Origin of the sequence: Paracidovorax oryzae ATCC 19882 (genome assembly GCF_000687165.1) — a bacterium.
In the GTDB taxonomy this organism is placed as follows: Bacteria; Pseudomonadota; Gammaproteobacteria; order Burkholderiales; family Burkholderiaceae_C; genus Paracidovorax; species Paracidovorax oryzae.
The window spans coordinates 297,653-315,661 of record NZ_JMKU01000002.1 but is presented as its reverse complement, the minus strand read 5'-3'; the positions used below and the strand labels follow the sequence as shown (position 1 = coordinate 315,661).

At 70.6% G+C, this 18,009-nt stretch carries 13 protein-coding genes; 3 read left to right on the top strand and 10 right to left on the bottom strand.

Annotated elements, in window-relative coordinates; genetic code table 11:
* Positions 1-14: 14 nt before the first annotated feature.
* Entirely contained in the window at positions 15-1,646 is a 1,632-nt protein-coding gene (locus T336_RS0103170; protein ID WP_026431456.1) for an ABC transporter permease, read from the bottom strand.
* Positions 1,647-1,788: 142 nt separating this feature from the next.
* Between T336_RS0103170 and T336_RS0103165 the strand changes: the two genes are divergently transcribed.
* Positions 1,789-2,853, top strand: coding sequence for an ABC transporter ATP-binding protein (locus tag T336_RS0103165; protein ID WP_026431455.1), 1,065 nt, complete (start codon positions 1,789-1,791; stop codon positions 2,851-2,853).
* A gap of 28 nt (positions 2,854-2,881) precedes the next feature.
* On the opposite strand, the gene T336_RS0103160 is transcribed toward T336_RS0103165, so the two are convergent.
* Complete coding sequence (locus T336_RS0103160) at positions 2,882-3,796, bottom strand: LysO family transporter (RefSeq protein WP_019702520.1); 915 nt, start codon at positions 3,794-3,796, stop codon at positions 2,882-2,884.
* A 3-nt stretch (positions 3,797-3,799) separates the two neighbouring features.
* The gene (locus T336_RS0103155) at positions 3,800-4,663 is read right to left on the bottom strand and encodes a 2OG-Fe dioxygenase family protein (protein ID WP_244883861.1); all 864 of its coding nucleotides are present in this window, start codon (positions 4,661-4,663) and stop codon (positions 3,800-3,802) included.
* Positions 4,664-4,820: 157 nt separating this feature from the next.
* On the opposite strand from T336_RS0103155, the gene T336_RS0103145 reads away from it, so the two are divergent.
* Positions 4,821-5,294, top strand: a complete 474-nt coding sequence (locus tag T336_RS0103145; protein WP_019702518.1) for an Lrp/AsnC family transcriptional regulator — start codon at positions 4,821-4,823, stop codon at positions 5,292-5,294.
* A gap of 18 nt (positions 5,295-5,312) precedes the next feature.
* Here the strand turns inward: T336_RS0103145 and T336_RS0103140 are convergent, their stop codons facing one another.
* From T336_RS0103140 to T336_RS0103115, 6 genes are read right to left on the bottom strand one after another with little or no spacing between them, the layout of a single operon-like run.
* Positions 5,313-6,050, bottom strand: coding sequence for a lysophospholipid acyltransferase family protein (locus T336_RS0103140; protein ID WP_026431454.1), 738 nt, complete (start codon positions 6,048-6,050; stop codon positions 5,313-5,315).
* On the bottom strand, positions 6,050-7,345 hold the full coding sequence (locus tag T336_RS0103135; protein WP_026431453.1) for a dihydroorotase: 1,296 nt from the start codon (positions 7,343-7,345) through the stop codon (positions 6,050-6,052). The genes T336_RS0103140 and T336_RS0103135 overlap by 1 nt, the downstream gene beginning before the upstream one ends.
* A 3-nt stretch (positions 7,346-7,348) precedes the next feature.
* Positions 7,349-8,311: an aspartate carbamoyltransferase catalytic subunit gene (locus T336_RS0103130; RefSeq protein ID WP_026431452.1), complete on the bottom strand. Its 963-nt coding sequence runs from the start codon at positions 8,309-8,311 to the stop codon at positions 7,349-7,351.
* A 4-nt stretch (positions 8,312-8,315) separates the two neighbouring features.
* Positions 8,316-8,840 carry a bifunctional pyr operon transcriptional regulator/uracil phosphoribosyltransferase PyrR gene (pyrR, locus tag T336_RS0103125; protein ID WP_013593326.1) on the bottom strand — a complete coding sequence of 175 codons (525 nt, stop codon included), beginning with the start codon at positions 8,838-8,840 and terminating at the stop codon, positions 8,316-8,318.
* A complete protein-coding gene (gene ruvX / locus T336_RS0103120; protein WP_026431451.1) occupies positions 8,837-9,289 on the bottom strand; it encodes a Holliday junction resolvase RuvX in 453 nt (150 codons plus the stop codon). The genes pyrR and ruvX overlap by 4 nt, the downstream gene beginning before the upstream one ends.
* Entirely contained in the window at positions 9,286-9,933 is a 648-nt protein-coding gene (locus T336_RS0103115) for a YqgE/AlgH family protein (RefSeq protein ID WP_026431450.1), read from the bottom strand. Before T336_RS0103115 ends, ruvX begins: the two co-directional genes overlap by 4 nt.
* Before the next feature lie 21 nt (positions 9,934-9,954).
* Here T336_RS0103115 and T336_RS0103110 point away from each other — a divergent pair, with 21 nt between their 5' ends.
* Positions 9,955-11,436 (top strand): cryptochrome/photolyase family protein, encoded by a 1,482-nt coding sequence (locus tag T336_RS0103110; protein ID WP_035225239.1) that lies wholly within the window; start codon positions 9,955-9,957, stop codon positions 11,434-11,436.
* A 33-nt stretch (positions 11,437-11,469) separates the two neighbouring features.
* On the opposite strand, the gene T336_RS0103105 is transcribed toward T336_RS0103110, so the two are convergent.
* Positions 11,470-18,003: a hybrid sensor histidine kinase/response regulator gene (locus T336_RS0103105; RefSeq protein WP_026431448.1), complete on the bottom strand. Its 6,534-nt coding sequence runs from the start codon at positions 18,001-18,003 to the stop codon at positions 11,470-11,472.
* Positions 18,004-18,009 lie beyond the last annotated feature (6 nt).

Genomic DNA, 18,009 nt, shown 5'->3' with positions numbered 1-18,009 from the left:
GGGCCCCCGGGCTGTCAGCGCGCACCAGACGCGCGAAGCGTGCGGCTCAGCAGGATGACCGGCACCAGCCCCACCGCCACCAGCGCGAGCGACGGCAGGGCCGCCTCGCCCAGGCGCTCGTCGCGCGCGAGCTGGTAGGCGACCACGGCCAGGGTGTCGCTGTTGAAGGGCCGCAGCACCATGGTGGCGGGCAGTTCCTTCATCACGTCCACGAACACCAGCAGCGCCGCGGCCGCAGTGGAGCGGCGCAGCAGCGGCCAGTGCACGCGCGCCAGCAGGCCCGGGCCGCCCGCGCCGAGCATGCGCGCGGAGTCGTCGAGGCTGGCGGGAATGCGCGCATAGCCACTCTGCAACGACTGCAGCGCCACCGCGCAGAAGCGCACGAGGTAGGCCCAGACGATGCCCACCGCCGTGGCCGTGACCAGCGCCGGCACGCGCCATTCCGGCACCGTGGCCTGCAGCCAGCCCACGGGCAGCAGCAGGCCGACGACGATCACCGCGCCCGGCACGGCGTAGCCCACGCTGGCCAGCTGCACCACACCGCGCGTCAGACGGCCCGCGCGACGCCGCACGGCGAAGGCGAGCGCCAGCGCCACGCCCACGGCCAGCACCGCGGTGATGGCGCCGAGCCGCACGCTGTGGCCCGCCCACTCCACGAAGCGGTCCCACGGCAGCACGGACCAGTCCGCGGCCAGCGGGCGCAGCATGAAGGCCACGGGCGCGAAGAAGCCCATGGCCACCGGCAGCCCGCACACCATCCAGGCGACCCCGCAGCGCCAGCCCGCGAGCCGCTGGGGCTGGGCCTCGGTGGAACCCGCACGGCCCACGCCGCTGGTGGCGAAGCGCATGCGCCGCTGCGCGCGCTGCTCCAGCTGCAGCAGCACGACCACCAGCACCAGCAGCAGGGTGGCGAGCTGGGCGGCCGCAAGGCGGTTGTCCATCGACAGCCAGGCCTTGTAGATGCCCGTGGTGAAGGTCTGGATGCCGAAGTAGCTCGCGACCCCGAAATCCGCCAGCGTCTCCATCAACGCCAGCGCCACGCCCGCCGCGACGGCGGGCCGCGCCAGCGGCAGGGCCACGGTGCGCACGCGGCGCGCGAGCGGCGCTCCCAGCAGGCGCGCGGCTTCCATGAGGTGGGCGGCGCGCTCGCCGAGCGCCGTGCGCGCCAGCAGATAGACATATGGGTAGAGCGAGAACACGAACACCCACACCGCCCCGCCCAGGCTGCGCACCTCGGGCAGCAGCCGGCCCTCCAGCCCGTAGGTGGCGCGCAGCCAGACCTGCAGCGGCCCGCTGAACTGCAGGAAATCGGTGTACGCATAGGCCGTGACGTAGGCCGGCATGGCCAGGGGCAGCAGCAGCAGCCATTCCAGCGTGCGCCGGCCGCGGAAGTCGAACAGCGTCACCGCCGCAGCGGTGGCCGTGCCCACCAGGGCGGCACCCGCGCCCACCGCAAGCGCGAGCCAGACGGTGGTGGCGAAGTAGTCCGGCAGCACCGTGGAGGCCATCTCGCGCAGGATGGCCAGGGATTCCTCGCCGCCATGCCCCCATGGCAGCCAGGAGGCGAGCACGGCCAGCACCGGCAGGGTGAGGAAGCTGGCCAGCAGCAGCAGCGGAACGGCGCGCAGGGCGGAGGTGAGACGCAAGGCAGTGCGGAAGAAAAAAGGAAGGCCGAAAGAAAGCCGACAAGACAAGGCCGCGACGGGCAAGGCCTGCCCGGGATGCCCGGTCGGCACCGCCATGGATGCAAATGCGAATTCTACGCATTGCCCCTTCTAGAATCCCCGCATGTTCCTCGAAGTCAATCAACTCGACGTGCGCTACCCCGGCCGCGCGCAGGCGGCCGTGCGCGGCGCCACCCTGGGCCTGGCCGCTGGCGAGATCGGCGTGCTGATCGGACCTTCGGGCTGCGGCAAGACCACGCTGCTGCGGGCCGTGGCCGGGCTGGAGCCCGTCGCAGCCGGCGAGATCCGCCTGGAGCGCGAGAGCGTGGGCTCGGCCGGCCGCAGCGTGCCGCCCGAGCGGCGCCGCATCGGCATGGTGTTCCAGGACTACGCCCTCTTCCCCCACCTGACGGTGGGCCGCAACGTGGCCTTCGGCATCCACCGCCTGCCGAAGGCGGAACAGGCGGCCCGCGTGGACGAGGTGCTGCGCCTCGTGGGGCTCGAAGGCAGCGCGGCGCGCTACCCGCACGAGCTCTCCGGCGGCCAGCAGCAGCGCGTCGCCCTTGCCCGGGCGCTCGCGCCCCGGCCCCGCCTCATGTTGCTGGACGAGCCGTTCTCGAACCTGGACGTGGACCTGCGCGAGCGGCTCGCGCACGAGGTGCGCGGCATCCTCAAGGCGGCCGGCGCCACGGCGCTCTTCGTCACCCACGACCAGCTGGAGGCCTTCGCCATCGGCGACCGCATCGGCGTGATGGAAAGCGGCACGCTGCACCAGTGGGACGATGCCTATGCGCTCTACCACCGGCCGGCCACCCGCTTCGTGGCCGACTTCATCGGCCACGGCGTGTTCGCGCCCGCGACGCTGGAGCAGCGCGGCGACACCGTGGTGGCGCGCACGCCCCTGGGCGACCTGGAGGACCTGGCCGAATGCCCCCTGCCCTCCAGCTATCCGGGGGGTGCCTGCGACGTGCTGCTGCGCGCGGACGACGTGGTGCACGACGACAGCGCACCGGTGCAGGCGCGCATCGTGCGCAAGTCGTTCAGGGGGGCGGAATTCCTCTACACCCTGCAACTGGAGAGCGGGCTTACCGTGATGGCCCACGTGCCGAGCCACCATGACCATGCCGTGGGGGAGTGGATCGGCATCCGGCCGCAGGTGGACCACGTGGTGACGTTTCCGCGCGCGTGAGCCAGCGAGTGCGGCGCCGGAAGCGGCATCACGACAGGAAGAAGGCGATGAACACCGGCGCGAGGATGGTGAGGACGAAGCCGCTGACCAGGGCCATCGGGACGGCGTCCGGATGGCAGGCCTGCTTCACGATGGGCAGCGTGGAATCCAGCGCGGTGGCGCCGGCACTGCCGATGCCCACCGCGGGGTAATAGCGGCCCAGCATGTAGAGGGCGATGATCGCCAGCAGCTCACGGAACAGGTCGATCATGAGGGCCATGGTTCCGTAGGTCTGGCCCAGGTGGTTGCCCACCATGACGCCGGACAGGGTGAACCAGCCGAACCCGCTGGACAGGGCCATGGAGGTTCTCATGGTTTCGCCGGTGAGCAGGGAAGCGGCCATGGCACCGGCGAAAGAGCCCACCACCACCAGCAAGGGCACCATCAGCACCCGCCATGAGAACCACCGGGCACTGAGCTCCACCCGGGCCAGGTCGATCCCGACGAGGGCGATCAGCGCCATCAGGACGGCGGAACTGGAGGGCAACGGGAACGCGCCGTTCATGAAGGAGGCATTCGCGAGAAAGAACAGGCTGCCGAGCACCACCATGGACAGCGCGAGGCAGCATTCCTTCAGCGGGGGCCAGATCGCCTGCAGGTGTGTTCCGCCGCTGCGCCCCTCCCGTGCACCGGCCCCCCGCACCTTCGCGGCGAAGATCAGCGCGGCAGGCAGCAGGGTGGTCAGCACGGCGAAGACCGCGGCGGACCGGATCACCTGCCCGACCGACCGTGCGGAAAGGATGACCTCGCCGAACTCGGCGCCGATCAGGAACAGCAGCAGCCATACGAGCGGCAATATGCACCGGACCAGCACGGAGCCGATTTTCTCCGGCAGGAAACGGCCCGCGGCAAAACCGCCGGCCAGCGCCAGCACGATGGGAAGCAGGGACTGAATGACATCCATGATTTACAGGCTCTGCCTCATTCTGGAAAAGTCGATCAGAATAACACAGCGCTCCCCGTCGCCAGAAAGCCTCTCGTCGCGGCGGATCGGTGTCACATAATGGGAAACACGGGGATCGTGCACCACGAAGCTTTCCAAGAAATGCGAAAGCTCGAAGCTCGCGATTATCTGTTTTTCTTCCACCTTCTCCAGTGGAAGGCCCCTCGCCTCCACGGTGCCGATGTAATTGACACCGCCGGCCGTGCTTTGCGTCCTGCGCACCAGGTGTGCGAATGTGAATGGCTCGCCGTCCTGGTGGAAGCAATCCGGCGAACTGATGCCGAGATCCGACGCCGCGCCGGATCGTATTTTCACGAAGTGCACGCCGAAGTAGATGGGCGACCTGCGGTCGGTCTCCGACCAGAACGTGTGCGAGAAATCGTGCCGCACGAGGTCGCAGAGGAAATCCGTCGATTTCACCCCGTCTCCGAGTGCATGGAAATACCGGATGTCGGGATGTTCTGGGTTGTTGCCCCCCTGGTCGTAGCCGGATCGCGGGGTGCCGGCATCGTCCGCCACGGGCGGAATCCAGTGGATGCCCACCTCTTCCGTCCACGGCAGGATGACACCGTTCCCGTAGCGCCGGAACCGTTTCACTTCGGCAGGAGCGTAGGGATCATGCTCGAGCTGCTCGAATTCCTGGAGGAGGATTCTCAGTTCATGGGAATCGCATTCGATCTCCGGAACGAAATGGCAATAACCCAGTTCTTTCAGTTGACTTTTGATCATTGGATGCATGTGATTTGCAGAGGGGCGAATGGCCGGAATCCACCAGGCACCGGCAGGCATGTCATTCGTTTTGCGCAACGCCCCATTCCGGATGGACATGAAAGCGCTCCGGCAGCCCGTATCGTTTATATTCCGCCGCCTGGAACGGGAGGGATTTTACGGAGGCGGCCGGACCATGCATATGGACGAATAAAGCCCCGATCGTGCGAATCCCTAAATAAATTAGAAATTTTTATTCTTTGCCTAATTTTTTAAAATGGACCATATCGATCGGAATCTGCTCGTGGCACTGCACCAGAATGCCAAGACCACCGTCAAGGCTCTCAGCGAACGGGTGGGGCTGTCGCAGCCCAGTTGCGCGGAGCGGATCAAGCGGCTGGTCGAGCGCGGCGTGATAGAGAAATTCTCGATCCAGCTGTCGCCCAAGGCTGTCGGCTTTCCCATCTCCGCCATCGTGCGGGTGCGCCCCTTTCCCGGAGAAGTCGCGCGGGTCGAGCAGGTGATCCGCGACATCGGCGAGATCGTGCAGTGCGACAAGGTCACGGGAGAAGACGCGTTCTTCTGCCGCCTGCACCTGCGCAGCATCGAGGAACTGGACCACTGCCTCGGCAGGATCGCGCCTTACGCCACCACGAGCACATCCATCGTGCGGTCCATGCCGGTGGCCAACCGCCTGCTGCCCCTCGGCGGGCCCGCCCCCGGCACCTCCAGTCCATCGCCGCGGCCGTGAGGGCACGCACCGGAACAGTCAGGTCCGCCGCAGTGCGTCCACGGCCTGCCGGAGGTCTTCCGACCAAGCGCGCCGGTCGCGGCCCGCTGCATGCTGGGGCGGCCCGTAGTGCACGATGGCCACCAGGCCGTCGGCGCACAGCACGCGCCAGAGCGACTGCACCAGGGTGTCGTCTCCCACGTAGAGGGCGGCCGCGCTGGGCCGGCCCGTGGCACGGTCGATGAAGCGCAGGCCCACGGGCTGCACCGGCGCGTCGGCCATCACCGCCGCCTGCAGGAGATTCGCGTGGAACGGCAGCAGCTCGGCGCCGTCGCCCGTCGTCCCTTCGGGAAACACGCCCAGCACCTCGCGGCGCTCCAGCGCCTCCTGCATGAGGCGCACGATGCGCATGGCATCGCGGCGCGTATTGCGCTCGATGTAGAGGGTGCCCGCGGCCGTCGCGAGCCGGCCGATGACGGGCCAGCGCTCCACGTCCGATTTCGAGATGAAGCGGCAATGCCGCGCGGCATGCATGACGGTGATGTCGAGCCAGGAGAGGTGGTTCGCCACCAGCAGCACCGGCCCCGCGGCGGGCGGGGTGCCCCGTATCTCCAGTTCGATGCCGATGTGCGCGAGCAGCGCGCGCGACCAGGCCTGCACGCGCGCATGCTGCTCGTGCGGCCCCATGCGGGGGAAACGCAGCAGCACCGTGGCCAGCCCGGCCAGGATGTGCGCCAGCAGCCGCAGCAGGCGCGCCAACGCGCGCAGTGGGCGCATCAGGCGCGCTCGAACGCGACGATGCCGCCCACCAGCGTCCAGCGCACGCGGCCCGGCAACTCGTAGCTGGAGAACGGCGTGTGCCGCCCCTGGCTGCGCAGCGCCCCGGGCTCCACGGTCCACGCAGCCTGGGGGTCGAACACGCAGAGGTCGGCCACGCCGCCCTCCACGAGCCGGCCGGCACTGGCGGCGAAGGTGCCGAGCGCGGAACCCAGCACGCGGGCAGGCTCGGACGTCACCCTGGCGAAGGCCTGGTCCAGCGGCACGCCATGGTCGCGGGACCACTTGAGCGCGATGCTCGCCAGCAACTCCAGCCCCGTGGCGCCGGGCTCGGCTTCGGCGAAGGGCAGCGTCTTGGCGTCCTCGTCCACCGGCGTGTGGTCGGACACGAGCGCATCGATGGTGCCGTCGGCCAGCGCGGCCAGCAGGGCGTCGCGGTCGCGCTGCTGGCGCAGCGGCGGCGACAGGCGGGCGCGGCTGTCGAAGTAGCCGATATCGGTGTCGGTGAGCAGCAGCGAGTTGATGCTCACGTCGCAGGTCACCTGCAGGCCCTCGGCCTTCGCCTGCCGCACGAGTTGCACGCCCGCCGCGCTGGAGAGCCGGCAGAGGTGGACGCGCGCGCCGATGGGCTTGAGCAGTTCGAAGATGGTGTGCAGCGCGATGGTCTCGGCCGCCACGGGAACGCCCGAGAGGCCCAGCCGTGTCGCGAGCGGCCCGCTGGCGGCCACGCCCTTGCCCAGGTGCAGCTCCTGCGGGCGCAGCCAGACCGTGTAGCCGTAGGTGGCGGCGTACTGCAGCGCGCGCTGCAGCACCTGGGTGCTGGCGAGCGCCACGTCGGCCTGTCCGAAGCCCACGCAGCCGGATTCGGTGAGTTCCGCCATTTCGGTCAGCACGTCGCCGGCCAGGCCGCGCGTGAGCGCGCCCAGCGGGAAGAGGCGTGCCCGGTGCAGCTTCTCGGCGCGGAACTTGAGCATCTCCACCAGGCCGGGCTCGTCGAGCACCGGATCGGTATCGGGCGGGCACACGAGGCTGGTGATGCCGCCGGCCACGGCCGCGGCCATCTCGGACTCCAGCATGCCCTCGTGCTCGTGCCCGGGCTCGCGCAGGCGGGCGGCGAGGTCCACCAGCCCCGGCAGCACGACGCAGCCCGTGGCGTCGATCGTGCGCGCCGGATGGAAGTCCTGGGGCGCGCGGCCGAGCGCGATCACCCGCCCCGCGGCGATGGCCACATCGACGGTCTTGTCGAACCCGCTCGCCGGATCGATCACCCGGCCGTTCTGGATCAGTATCTTCATCGTTTAAGCCTCATTCCCCGCCACGATGGACATCACGGCCATGCGCACGGCGATGCCGAAGGTGACCTGGGGCAGGATCACGGCCTGCGGACCATCGACCACGGCGGAGTCGATCTCCACCCCGCGGTTGATCGGCCCGGGGTGCATGACGATGGCGTCGGGCTTGGCCAGGCGCAGCTTCTCGGGCGTGAGGCCGAAGCTCTTGAAGTATTCCTGGCTGGAGGGCAGCAGCGCGCCGCTCATGCGCTCGTTCTGCAGGCGCAGCATGATGACCACGTCGGCGTCCCTGATGCCTTCTTCCAGCGTGTGGCACACGCGCACGCCCATGTGGGAGAGGTCTGCGGGCACCAGGGTGCGCGGGCCCACCACGCGCACCTCGGGGCAGCCGAGGGTGGTCAGGCCGTGGATGTCCGAGCGCGCCACGCGCGAGTGCAGCACGTCTCCCACTATCGCCACCGTGAGGTTGGAGAAATCCTTCTTGTAGTGGCGGATGGTGTACATGTCGAGCAGCCCCTGCGTGGGGTGCGCATGCCGTCCATCGCCCGCGTTGATGACGTGGACGTGGGGCGCCACGTGCTGCGCGATCAGGTAAGGCGCGCCCGATTCGCTGTGCCGCACCACGAACAGGTCCGCCGCCATGGCCGAGAGGTTGGCGATGGTGTCCAGCAGCGATTCGCCCTTGCTGGCGGACGAGCGCGCGATGTCGAGGTTGAGCACGTCGGCCGACAGGCGCTTGGCCGCGATCTCGAAGGTCGTGCGGGTGCGCGTGCTGTTCTCGAAGAACAGGTTGAACACGCTCTTGCCGCGCAGCAGCGGCACCTTCTTCACCTCGCGGTCGTTCACCGACACGAAGTTCGCCGCCGTGTCGAGGATGTGCGTGACGATGCTGCGCGGCAGGCCTTCGATCGACAGCAGGTGGATCAACTCGCCGTTGCGGTTGAGCTGGGGATTGCGCTTGGAGAGCACGGCGTCAGGCCTCCTGGACGTGGAAGTGGAAAGCGCCGCCGTCCGCGCGGGCCAGCGCCAGGGACTGGGTGGCGGGCAGCGCCACGCGCGCCGCGGCGAACTCGGCCTGCACGGGCAGCTCCCGGCCGCCGCGGTCCACCAGCACGGCGAGCCGCACGCGCGCCGGGCGCCCGTAGTCGAACAGTTCGTTGAGCACCGCGCGGATGGTGCGGCCGGTGTAGAGCACGTCGTCCAGCAGCAGGATGTCGGCGCCGTTCACCTCGAAGCCCAGGCGGGTCTGGACGCTGGCGGCCATGCCGCGCTGGGAGAAGTCGTCGCGGTGCAGCGCCGAGGACAGCACGCCGGCCTCGCCCGGCAGGCCCAGGTCCTGCTGCAGGCGCTCGGCCAGCCAGGCGCCGCCGGACGCGATGCCGGCCAGGTGCGTCTGCGGCGTGCGCAGCGCGCGCACGCCGGACAGCAGCTCGCGGTAGAGCGCCTCGGCGTCGAGGGTGAGGGCCCCGGCCGGGGCGGAAGTTGGCGTCGGAGTCATGGAAGTTGCCTCAAGAACTGCTCCAGGATGATGCAGGCCGATGCGGCATCGGCATCTTTCGCGCCGCCCGCATGGGCCTCGGTGGTGCTGTAGCGCTCGTCCACCTCGAACACCGGCAGGCCGAAGCGCCCGCGCAGCTGCCGGGCGAATTTCAGCGCGCGCGCGGTGTTCTCGTGCGCGGCGCCGTCGGGGTGGTACGGCACGCCGACGACGAGCGCATCGGGCTGCCATTCGCGCAGCCGTTCGGCCACGGCGGCGAAGCGTGCATCCGCCCCCTCGGCGCGGATCGTGGCCTGCGGGGTGGCGGTGCGCAGCATCCGCGTGCCCACGGCGACCCCGGTGCGCTTGGCACCGAAATCGAAGGCCAGGAAGGATTGGAGATCCGCCGGAACGGCGGGGGGTGCGGCGGCGGGAGCGGCAGGCAGGGGGTCCGGCATGGGACCGCTCATGCGTGGCCCGCCTCGGGCGAGAGCATCCAGGACTGCAGCCCGAGCAGGGCGAGGGCCCGGTCGTAGCGCTGGCCCACGGGCGTGTCGAAGATCACGGACAGGTCGGCACCCACGGTGAGCCAGCTGTTCTCGGCCAGCTCGGACTCGAGCTGGCCTTCGCCCCACGAGGAATAGCCGAGGGTGACCAGCACGCGCCGCGGGCCGGCGCCGGTGGACAGGGCCTCGAGCACGTCCTTGCTCGTGGTCATCTCGAGACCGCCGGGAATGGACATGGTGGAGGCGTAGGCGGACTCTTCCGCAGACTCGCCTTCGGCCTGCGTGCCCTCTTCGCCCGCGGCGGGCCTGTCGCCCCCCGTGGACGGGCCCATGGCCTCGTGCAGCACGAAACCGCGCTCCGTCTGGACCGGGCCGCCACGGAACACCGGCTCGAGCGACAGGTCTTCGCGCCGCAGCGACAGGTCCACCTTGTCGAACAGGCCCTTGAGGCTGAGGTCGGACGGCTTGTTGATGATGAGCCCGAGCGCGCCGCGCTCGCTGTGTTCGCACAGGTACACGACGCTGCGGGCAAACGACTCGTCTTCCAGCCCCGGCATGGCGATCAGGAAGTGGTGCGTCAGGTTCATGGGCGCAGAATCGGCAGGCATCCCGCAATTTTAACGATGATCATGGTGCCCACTTTTTCCAAAGGCCTGGTCTGGTTCCGCCGCGACCTGCGCAGCGACGACCATGCCGCGCTCTACCACGCGCTACGCCAGTGCAGCCAGGTGCATTGCGTCTTCGTTTTCGACACGGACATCCTGGACCCGCTGCCCCGCGCGGACCGGCGCGTGGAGTTCATCCGCGAATCGCTGGTTCAGCTCGACGCCTCCCTGCGCGCCCTCTCGGGCCACCGCCACGGCGGGCTGATCGTGCGCCACGGCGTGGCCGCGGAGGAGGTGCCCGCGCTGGCCGTGCGCCTGGGCGTGCAGGCCCTGTTCGCGAACCACGACGACGAACCGGCTGCCCTGGAGCGCGACGACCGTGTCCGCCACAGGCTGGGCGCAGGCGGTGTCCAAATGCTCACTTACAAGGATCACACCGTCTTCGAGCGTGCGGAGGTGCTGACCCAGGCAGGCACGCCGTACACCGTGTTCACGCCCTACAAGAATGCCTGGCTGCGCAAGGTGGACGCGTTCTACCTGAGCGCCTATCCCGTGGAGCGCCATGCGGGCCGGCTCGCCCCCCGCCCGGAAGAGGAGCGTGGCGGAGTCCCCGCATTGGCCGACATCGGCTTCGAGCCCGCGGGGCTCGGCCGCCTGCCCCTGCCGCCGGGCATGGACGGCGCGCGCACGCTGCTGGACGATTTTCTCCAGCGGATCGACCAGTACGGCGAGGCACGCGACTTTCCGGCCGTGAAGGGGCCGAGCTACCTCAGCGTGCACCTGCGCTTCGGCACGCTGTCTCCGCGGCGGGCGGCGCGCGCCGCGCACGAGCGCATGCGCCAGGGCAGCACCGGCGCCGCCACGTGGCTCAGCGAGCTGATCTGGCGGGATTTCTACTTCCAGGTGCTGGCCCACCATCCGCAGGTGGCCGGCGGCGCCAGCTTCAAGCCGGCCTACGATGCCATCGCCTGGGAGGACGGCGCGAAGGCGCAGGAGCGTTTCGCCGCATGGTGCGAGGGCCGCACCGGCTACCCGCTGGTGGACGCCGCCATGGCGCAGATCAACCAGACGGGCTACATGCACAACCGGCTGCGCATGGTCGTGGCCAGCTTCCTCGTGAAGGACCTGGGCGTGGACTGGCGTTGGGGGGAGCGGTACTTCGCGGAAAAGCTCAACGATTTCGACCTGTCCGCGAACAACGGCGGATGGCAGTGGGCCAGCTCCAGCGGCTGCGATGCGCAACCGTATTTCCGCATCTTCAACCCGGTGAGCCAGAGCCGGAAGTTCGACCCCAAGGGCCGCTTCATCCGCCTCTACCTGCCCCAGCTGGCGGCCCTGCCCGACCGCTGGCTGCATGCCCCCTGGGAGGCCGGCCCGCTGGAACGGGAGGCCGCCGGGGTACGCCTGGGCGACAACTACCCTCACCCGATCGTGGAGCACGACGAGGCACGCCAGGAGACGCTGGCGCGCTATGCCGTGGTGAAGTCGGAGGCCGCGCCGGCCTGACCGGCGGACCGGCGGGCCGGGCGGCTCCCCGCGTCAGCCGGCGGTGGCCTCCGCCGGCACGGCGTCCTCGCCGCCCTGCCCGGCCGCAGCAGCGGCCGCGGCACGGGCGTAGTGGTGCACCAGGCTCAGCAGTTCCTCGTCGGAATACGGCTTGCCCAGGTAGTGGTTGACCCCCAGTTCCGCAGCGTGCTCGCGGTGCTTCTGCGCGATGCGCGAGGTGATCATGATGATCGGCAGCTCGTGCAGTTCGCGGTCGGCGCGGATGTTGCGCGCGAGGTCGAAACCGTCCATGCGCGGCATCTCGATGTCCGAGAGCACCACGGCCGGCCGCTCCTCCTGCAAACGCTCCAGGGCCTGCAGCCCGTCGGCGGCGAGCGCCACGCGGTAGCCCTCGCGCTTGAGCAGGCGCTGCGTGACGCGGCGCACGGTGATGGAGTCGTCCACCACCAGCACCAGCGGTACCTGGGAGACCGGCGCGATCAGTGCGCCACCGCCGCCCGCGGCGCCGGCCGCCGCTGCCGGCGCGGAGCCGGCCTCCAGGGATGCCGCCACGGGCGCGGCCATCTGGCCCCGCACCTGCTCGCCATACACCGTCGCGAGTGCCACGGGGTTGTAGATCAGCACGACGGCCCCGGAGGCCAGCACCGACATGCCGGCCAGGCCGGGCAGGCGCGAGAGCTGCGGGCCGAGGTTCTTGACCACCACTTCCTGGTTGCCCAGCACTTCGTCCACGTGCATGGCGATGCGCTGCGATGCACTGCGCAGGATCACGACGGGCCGGGTGCGGCCCGAGGTTTCCTGGCTGCTGGCCGAGGACTGGAGCAGTGCGCCCGCCCAGAAGAAGGGCAGCGCCTCGACGCCGTCCTCGAAGCTGCCGGTGCGGTAGGCCTCGTCCAGTTCGCCCGCGCCGGTGCGGCGCACGATCTCCACGAGGTTGGCCGGAACGCCCATCGTGAGCGCCCCCGCGCGCAGCATCACCACCTGCGTCACGGCCGTCGTGAGCGGCAGCACCATGCGGAACGAGGTGCCCTGGCCCGCTTCGGTGGTCGTCTCCACGCGTCCGCCCAGGGCGTTCACCTCGGAGCGCACGACGTCCATGCCGATGCCGCGCCCGGACAGGCCGGTGACCTCGGCGGCCGTGGAGAAGCCGGGCATGAAGATCAGCTGGGCTGCTTCCGCGGGGCCGACCACGGCGTCCGGGGCGATCAGGCCCTGGCTGGCCGCCTTCGCGCGGATGCGTTCCAGGTCGAGGCCGGCGCCGTCGTCGCGGAACTCCACGGACACGTCGTTGCCGTCCTGCTTCAGGGCCACGGTGATGGAACCGGTCGCGGGCTTGCCCGCGGCCGTGCGCGCCTCCGGCGCCTCGATGCCGTGCGCCACGCAGTTGCGCAGCAGGTGCTCGAAGGCGGGCGTCATGCGGTCGAGCACGCCACGGTCCATCTCGATGGAGCCGCCCGCGATGTCGAGCTTGATCTGCTTGCCCGTCTCCTTGGAGGCCTGGCGCACGACGGCGTAGAGGCGCTCGGAAATGCCCTCGAACTCCACCATGCGCGTGCGCAGCAGGTCGCGCTGCAGTTCGCGTGCCTGCCGCCCCTGGGCGATCAGGTCGTCTTCCGCGCCTTCCATGGTGCGCTGCAGGTTGCGCTGCACGGTGGCCACGTCGTTCACCGACTCGGCCATCATGCGGGTCAGTTCCTGCACGCGGGTGAAGCGGTCGAACTCCAGCGGGTCGAAGTCGGCCGAGGAATCCTTGGACAGCGCCAGCCGCGACTGCATCTGCGTCTCGGCCTGCACCTCGATGTCGCGCAGCTGCTGGCGCAGGCGCTCCAGGTTGCCCGTCAGATCGGCCAGCGAATCCTTCATCTGCGCCATGCGGGCATCCAGGCGGGACCGGGCGATCATCACCTCGCCCGCCTGGTTGACCAGGCGGTCCAGCAGCTGGGCACGCACGCGCACCGACTGGCTCGACACCGGCCGGGCCGCCGTGAGCTGGGACGCGCCAGGCAGGGCCACGGCGCGGCGCGGCGCGGGTGCCGCAGCGGGCTCCGCCACCGTGCCGGCGGGGGACGCGGCGGCCGGGTCTTCCGGCGCCAGCGGCTCCACCGCCACGGGCTGGGCCAGTCCCTGGGCGCCGATGGAGCGCAGGGCATCGAAGCTCGCCTGCAGGCCGTCGAAAGACACCAGCAGCGGCTCGATCGCCTCGGCGCTCGGCGCTTCGGAGTCCACCTGTTCCACGGCCGATTCCAGCCGGTGGGCCATTTCCCCCAGCCGCATCGCGCCGGCCAGGCGGGAACTGCCCTTGAGCGTATGCAGCGCGCGCAGCGCTTCGTTGCGGGCGCCCAGGTTCTCGGGACGGGCCGCCCACTGGCGCAGTGCGGCGCCCAGGGCAGGCAGCAGTTCGATCGCCTCTTCCTCGAAGATCGGGAACAGGTCGGGATCGATCACGTCCAGCGCGTCGATGTCGTCGTCGATATCGGTGGTCGCCGGTTCCAGCGCGCGGGCGGCACCCGGGACCGGGTCCTGCGCAGGCAGCGGCACCGACAGCGCGGGAGCCACATGGCCGCGCGGGGCGGGCGCTTCCGGTTCAGCCTCGGTCTCGGGCGCAGTTGCCGCCTCGGCCGCGGCATCGTCGTCCGCTGCGGCGTGGGTGGCCGGCGGCACATCCAGCGCCTCGCCGGCAGGCACTTCCCAGGGGGCGGGCACGATCTCGGACTCGAGGATCTCGCGCAGTTCCGCCAGGATCTGGGGATGGGGCTCCTTCAGGAACCCGGCGGCGAACTGGTGCAGCAGGCGGCGGATGTCCTCCGACGCCGCCATGAAGACGCGCGCCTGCTCCGGCGTGCCCTGCGGCTGCAGTTGCACGTGCTGCAGGGCATGCTCCAGCGCACGCGCCATGTCCGACAGCGCCTGGAAGCCCACGGTGGCGGAGCTGCCGGCCAGCGAGTGGGCCAGCGCCACGGCCGTGTCCGGCAGCGGCTCGTGCAACTCCAGCGACCACTCCTGCAGGCAGGTCACGAGGCGGCGCGACCACTCGTCCGCTTCGTTGAGATAGACGTTGTAGAGGGGGATGCCGATGCGCAGGGTCTCGATGACCTTGACGGCCTCCTCCGGCGACTCGGCACCGAGCGCCTGCTCCACGCCGGCTTCCACCGAGGGGGCCTCCTCGGGCCCGGGAACCGCAGCCAGCGCATTCTCGGTCTCGGTCTCGGTCTCGGTCTCGGCTTCCGGCAGCATCGCGGCATCCGCCAGGGCGGACTCCGGCTCCGCCGGTACTTCGGCGGCATCGGACGCGGGCTCTTCCAGCGCGGCAAGGCCTGCATCCGGTGCGCCGTCGGCCACATCGGCCACATCGGCCACTTCGGCCGTCGGCAAGGCCACCTCTTCTGCGGCGGCGCCGTCGTCCCCGACGGCATCCCCTGGCGCAGCGGCGGGCTCGCCCTCCAGCGACAGGTCGGGCCAGGCATCGGCCGGCAGCTCCGCAGGGGCCGCCACGCCCCCGGACGGCATGTCCCCAGACGGCATGCCGTCATCGGGAAGCCGTTCCGCTTCCGCCAGCAGATCGGCCAGCGGCGGCATGCCCGCTGCCTGCAGCGCCGCGTCGGGCGAGGCGGCATCCGGGATCGCGGGCAGCGGTGCGTCGTCGTGTCCGGCGGGCAGTGCGGCGTCCGCCGGCTGGCCTGCGGCACCCTCGGCCAGCGCCTCGGAGAATGCCGAGAAATCGATGTCTTCGGCCAGGTCCGCCGAAGGCACCTCCGCAGGAGCCTCCTCCGGCAGCGCCTCCGCAGCCGCCTCGGGCACCGGCGGCAGGGTCTCGGCGAAATCCAGCGGCGCCTCCAGCGGCACTTCGTGCGCGGCGGTGGCCTCGGAAGGGAAGTCCAGATCCAGGTCCAGATCGAAGGCGGCGTCGGTGGTTGCCTCGGGCGTTACCGGCTCCGCCGCCGCATGGACTGCCGCGTCCTGCTCCTCGATGTCCATGGACAGGTGGACGACCGGCGCGCCAGGTGCCGGATGTCCGTCGATGCCCTCGGCATCCGCCGCAGGGATGACGGAATGCGGCGCTTCTTCCGTCGCCACATCGGCAGGCACCGCCTCCGCAGCCACCCCGGCCGCGGCAGCGGCAGCGCCGGCCAGCGGCAGGTATTCGCCCCGCTCGCGCATGGCCTGCGCGGACTCCGCGAAGCCCCGGGGCTCCCAGCCCCCGGCCTGGCCTGCAGCGATGTCGTCCGCCCAGCGGCCGAAGGCGCGCAATGCCTCGTCCGACAATTGCAGCATCGGCGGCTGGATGGGCTTTTGCTCCGCCAGCCAGGCATTGAGGACCTGCTCCATCGACCAGGCGGCCTCGCCGAATTCGTCCAGGCCCACCATGCGCGAACTGCCCTTGAGCGTGTGGAAGGCACGCCGCAGCGTCGTCTGGGCGCTCAGGTCGGCCGGCGCGGCGCGCAGCCCTTCGACCGCCTCCAGGCCGTTGGCCACCACCTCGCGGGCCTCTTCCAGGAAGATGTCCAGCAGTTCGGCCTCGTCGTCGGCATCTTCGTCGGAGACCGCAGGAGCCACGGCGGCAGGCGCGGGTGCCACGGGCGCCGCAAGGGGCGCCTCGGGTGCGGCAGGTCCGGCGGCCACGGGCGTGTCCAACGGGGCGGCCGGCTTCGCGGGCGCTGCCTCCAGTTCGTCCTCGATCGGCGGCTGCACCCGGTCCGGAATCTGCGGCAGCGGGGCGGGCAGCGGCGCGCGCGCCTCGATGTGGGCGCCCTGCTCTTCGGGCAGGTCGCCGGCGCGGGTGCGCGTGCGTCCCATCAGGATGCGCAACTCGCCCGCATCCTCGTCGTAGATGAACAGCTTGCGCGCCATGGTGCGCTGGTAGCTGAGCATGTCGATGAGGAAGCCCAGCGCTCCCAGGTTGCTGCCCAGCTTCTCGAAGACCGCCTGGCGATCTTCCTCGGGCACGTCGCCCCGCAGCAGCCGTTCGACGGTATCGCGCATGTGGACCACGGCCAGCGAGGCCTGGTCCAGGCCCAGCACGGACAGCACGCCGCGCATCTGCGCGAGGCGGCCGGGCACGCTGCCCAGCACCGGCAGGTCGCCGGGACTGCGGAAATACTGGTCCAGCGACTTCTCGACCTCGCCCAGCGTGGCGCGCAGTTCGTCCACCACGCTGCCCATGGTCTGGTGGTCGCTCACGCGGCGGTAGAGCTCCTCCATCCAGGGCTCCAGCGGCGCGGACTCGCCGCCCGCGGCCACGCTGTCCAGCCGCTCGGCGAGCCGGCTGGCGCGATCGGCCATGTGGTCCTGGGCGTTTTCCAGTTCCTCGAACGAGGCCTGGAGGTACAGCACGGCCGTGGCGACCTCCATCGCCAGCGCGGGCAGCGGCGGCTCGCCGGAGCGGACCGTGGAGTCCACCGCGCGCGACAGCGCACGGGACAGCGGCTCGCTGCCGGGCTGCAGCTTGGCCAGCGAATCGCAGACCAGGCTGAACTGGTCGGCCGCCGGCTTGAGCTTGTTGCGGTCGCCGCCGGCCAGGGCGGACCAGGTCTCGGTGGCCGCGGCGATGCGCTTGCGCGCCTGGGCCAGCAGCGCCGGATCGTAGAGCCCGAAGCGCGGCGTGGAATAGTCCACCGGCCGGAAGCGATCCAGGCTGAACGCCTGGCGCACTGCGTGCAGCACGGACTGGCCGGCCGGCGGCGCGGCGGCATCGTCGGACGCGGGCCGTGCCTGCGCGCAGAAGAAGAGCAGGTCCTGCACCAGGCGGTCGGCGACCGTGGGCTCGCCGCGGGCCAGCGTGGCGTACTGCATGAGCACGCGCGAGGCCACGCGCTTGACATACACGTCGGGCGTGATGCGTCCCTGTGCCAGTGCCTCGAAGAAGCCGGCGCAGATCTTCCAGAAGGCGCGCGCCTGGCGGTCGGACTGCCCGGCCACGAAGCCCAGGCAGATGTCCTGCATCTCGCGCGCGGCGGCGAGGTCGCCGGAGCGCACGATGCGCAGCACGGCGGCGTCCAGCCGGCTGCGCGCCTCGGCACCGTATTCCAGGGGGGCGGCATCGACGACGAAGTCGGGCTCGCGGAACCGGCGCTCCACCGGCCAGAGGTCCGCGGGATGCACGCGCTCGGCACCGGTCAGGGCCTGCGCGTCGCGGTATTGGGGGAACAGCGCCACCGGAGACACCTGCTTGCCCGCCAGCACGCTTTCCAGGTATTCGACCAGCGCGAAGCTCGCGCGCTCGATCACGGCGGCGGCGTCCTGGCTGCACAGCTCGGGCCGCTGCACGAATTTCTGCACGGCCGCTTCCATGGAGCGCAGCACGAGGGCCGGCGGCCCCATGCCCACCATCTCCAGCGCGCCGCTGGCCTGGTGCAGTTGCTGGCGCGCGATGCGCAGGGCCCCGGCGTCCAGCGAGGCGAGATCGGATCCGCGCGCGGCCTCGGCATCGCGCACGAAGCGGCGCATGGCCTTGACGGCGCCGTCGAGCGACTTGCGCAACTCATCCAGCACCCAGGCCAGGGGCCCGAGATCCTGCTCTCCCTGGCTCCAATCCGCGGCCGGTGCGTTTGCGGCGTCAATAGGTGACATGAATTC

Bases quoted from the DNA above. Each gene is read 5' to 3' on its own strand.
- T336_RS0103165 (WP_026431455.1), top strand. From the start codon at position 1,789: ATGTTCCTCGAAGTCAATCAACTCGACGTGCGCTACCCCGGCCGCGCG.
- T336_RS0103160 (WP_019702520.1), bottom strand. From the start codon at position 3,796: ATGGATGTCATTCAGTCCCTGCTTCCCATCGTGCTGGCGCTGGCCGGC.
- T336_RS0103105 (WP_026431448.1), bottom strand. From the start codon at position 18,003: ATGTCACCTATTGACGCCGCAAACGCACCGGCCGCGGATTGGAGCCAG.
- T336_RS0103110 (WP_035225239.1), top strand. From the start codon at position 9,955: ATGGTGCCCACTTTTTCCAAAGGCCTGGTCTGGTTCCGCCGCGACCTG.
- T336_RS0103115 (WP_026431450.1), bottom strand. From the start codon at position 9,933: ATGCCTGCCGATTCTGCGCCCATGAACCTGACGCACCACTTCCTGATC.
- T336_RS0103155 (WP_244883861.1), bottom strand. From the start codon at position 4,663: ATGTCCATCCGGAATGGGGCGTTGCGCAAAACGAATGACATGCCTGCC.
- T336_RS0103145 (WP_019702518.1), top strand. From the start codon at position 4,821: ATGGACCATATCGATCGGAATCTGCTCGTGGCACTGCACCAGAATGCC.
- ruvX (WP_026431451.1), bottom strand. From the start codon at position 9,289: ATGAGCGGTCCCATGCCGGACCCCCTGCCTGCCGCTCCCGCCGCCGCA.
- pyrR (WP_013593326.1), bottom strand. From the start codon at position 8,840: ATGACTCCGACGCCAACTTCCGCCCCGGCCGGGGCCCTCACCCTCGAC.
- T336_RS0103135 (WP_026431453.1), bottom strand. From the start codon at position 7,345: ATGAAGATACTGATCCAGAACGGCCGGGTGATCGATCCGGCGAGCGGG.
- T336_RS0103140 (WP_026431454.1), bottom strand. From the start codon at position 6,050: ATGCGCCCACTGCGCGCGTTGGCGCGCCTGCTGCGGCTGCTGGCGCAC.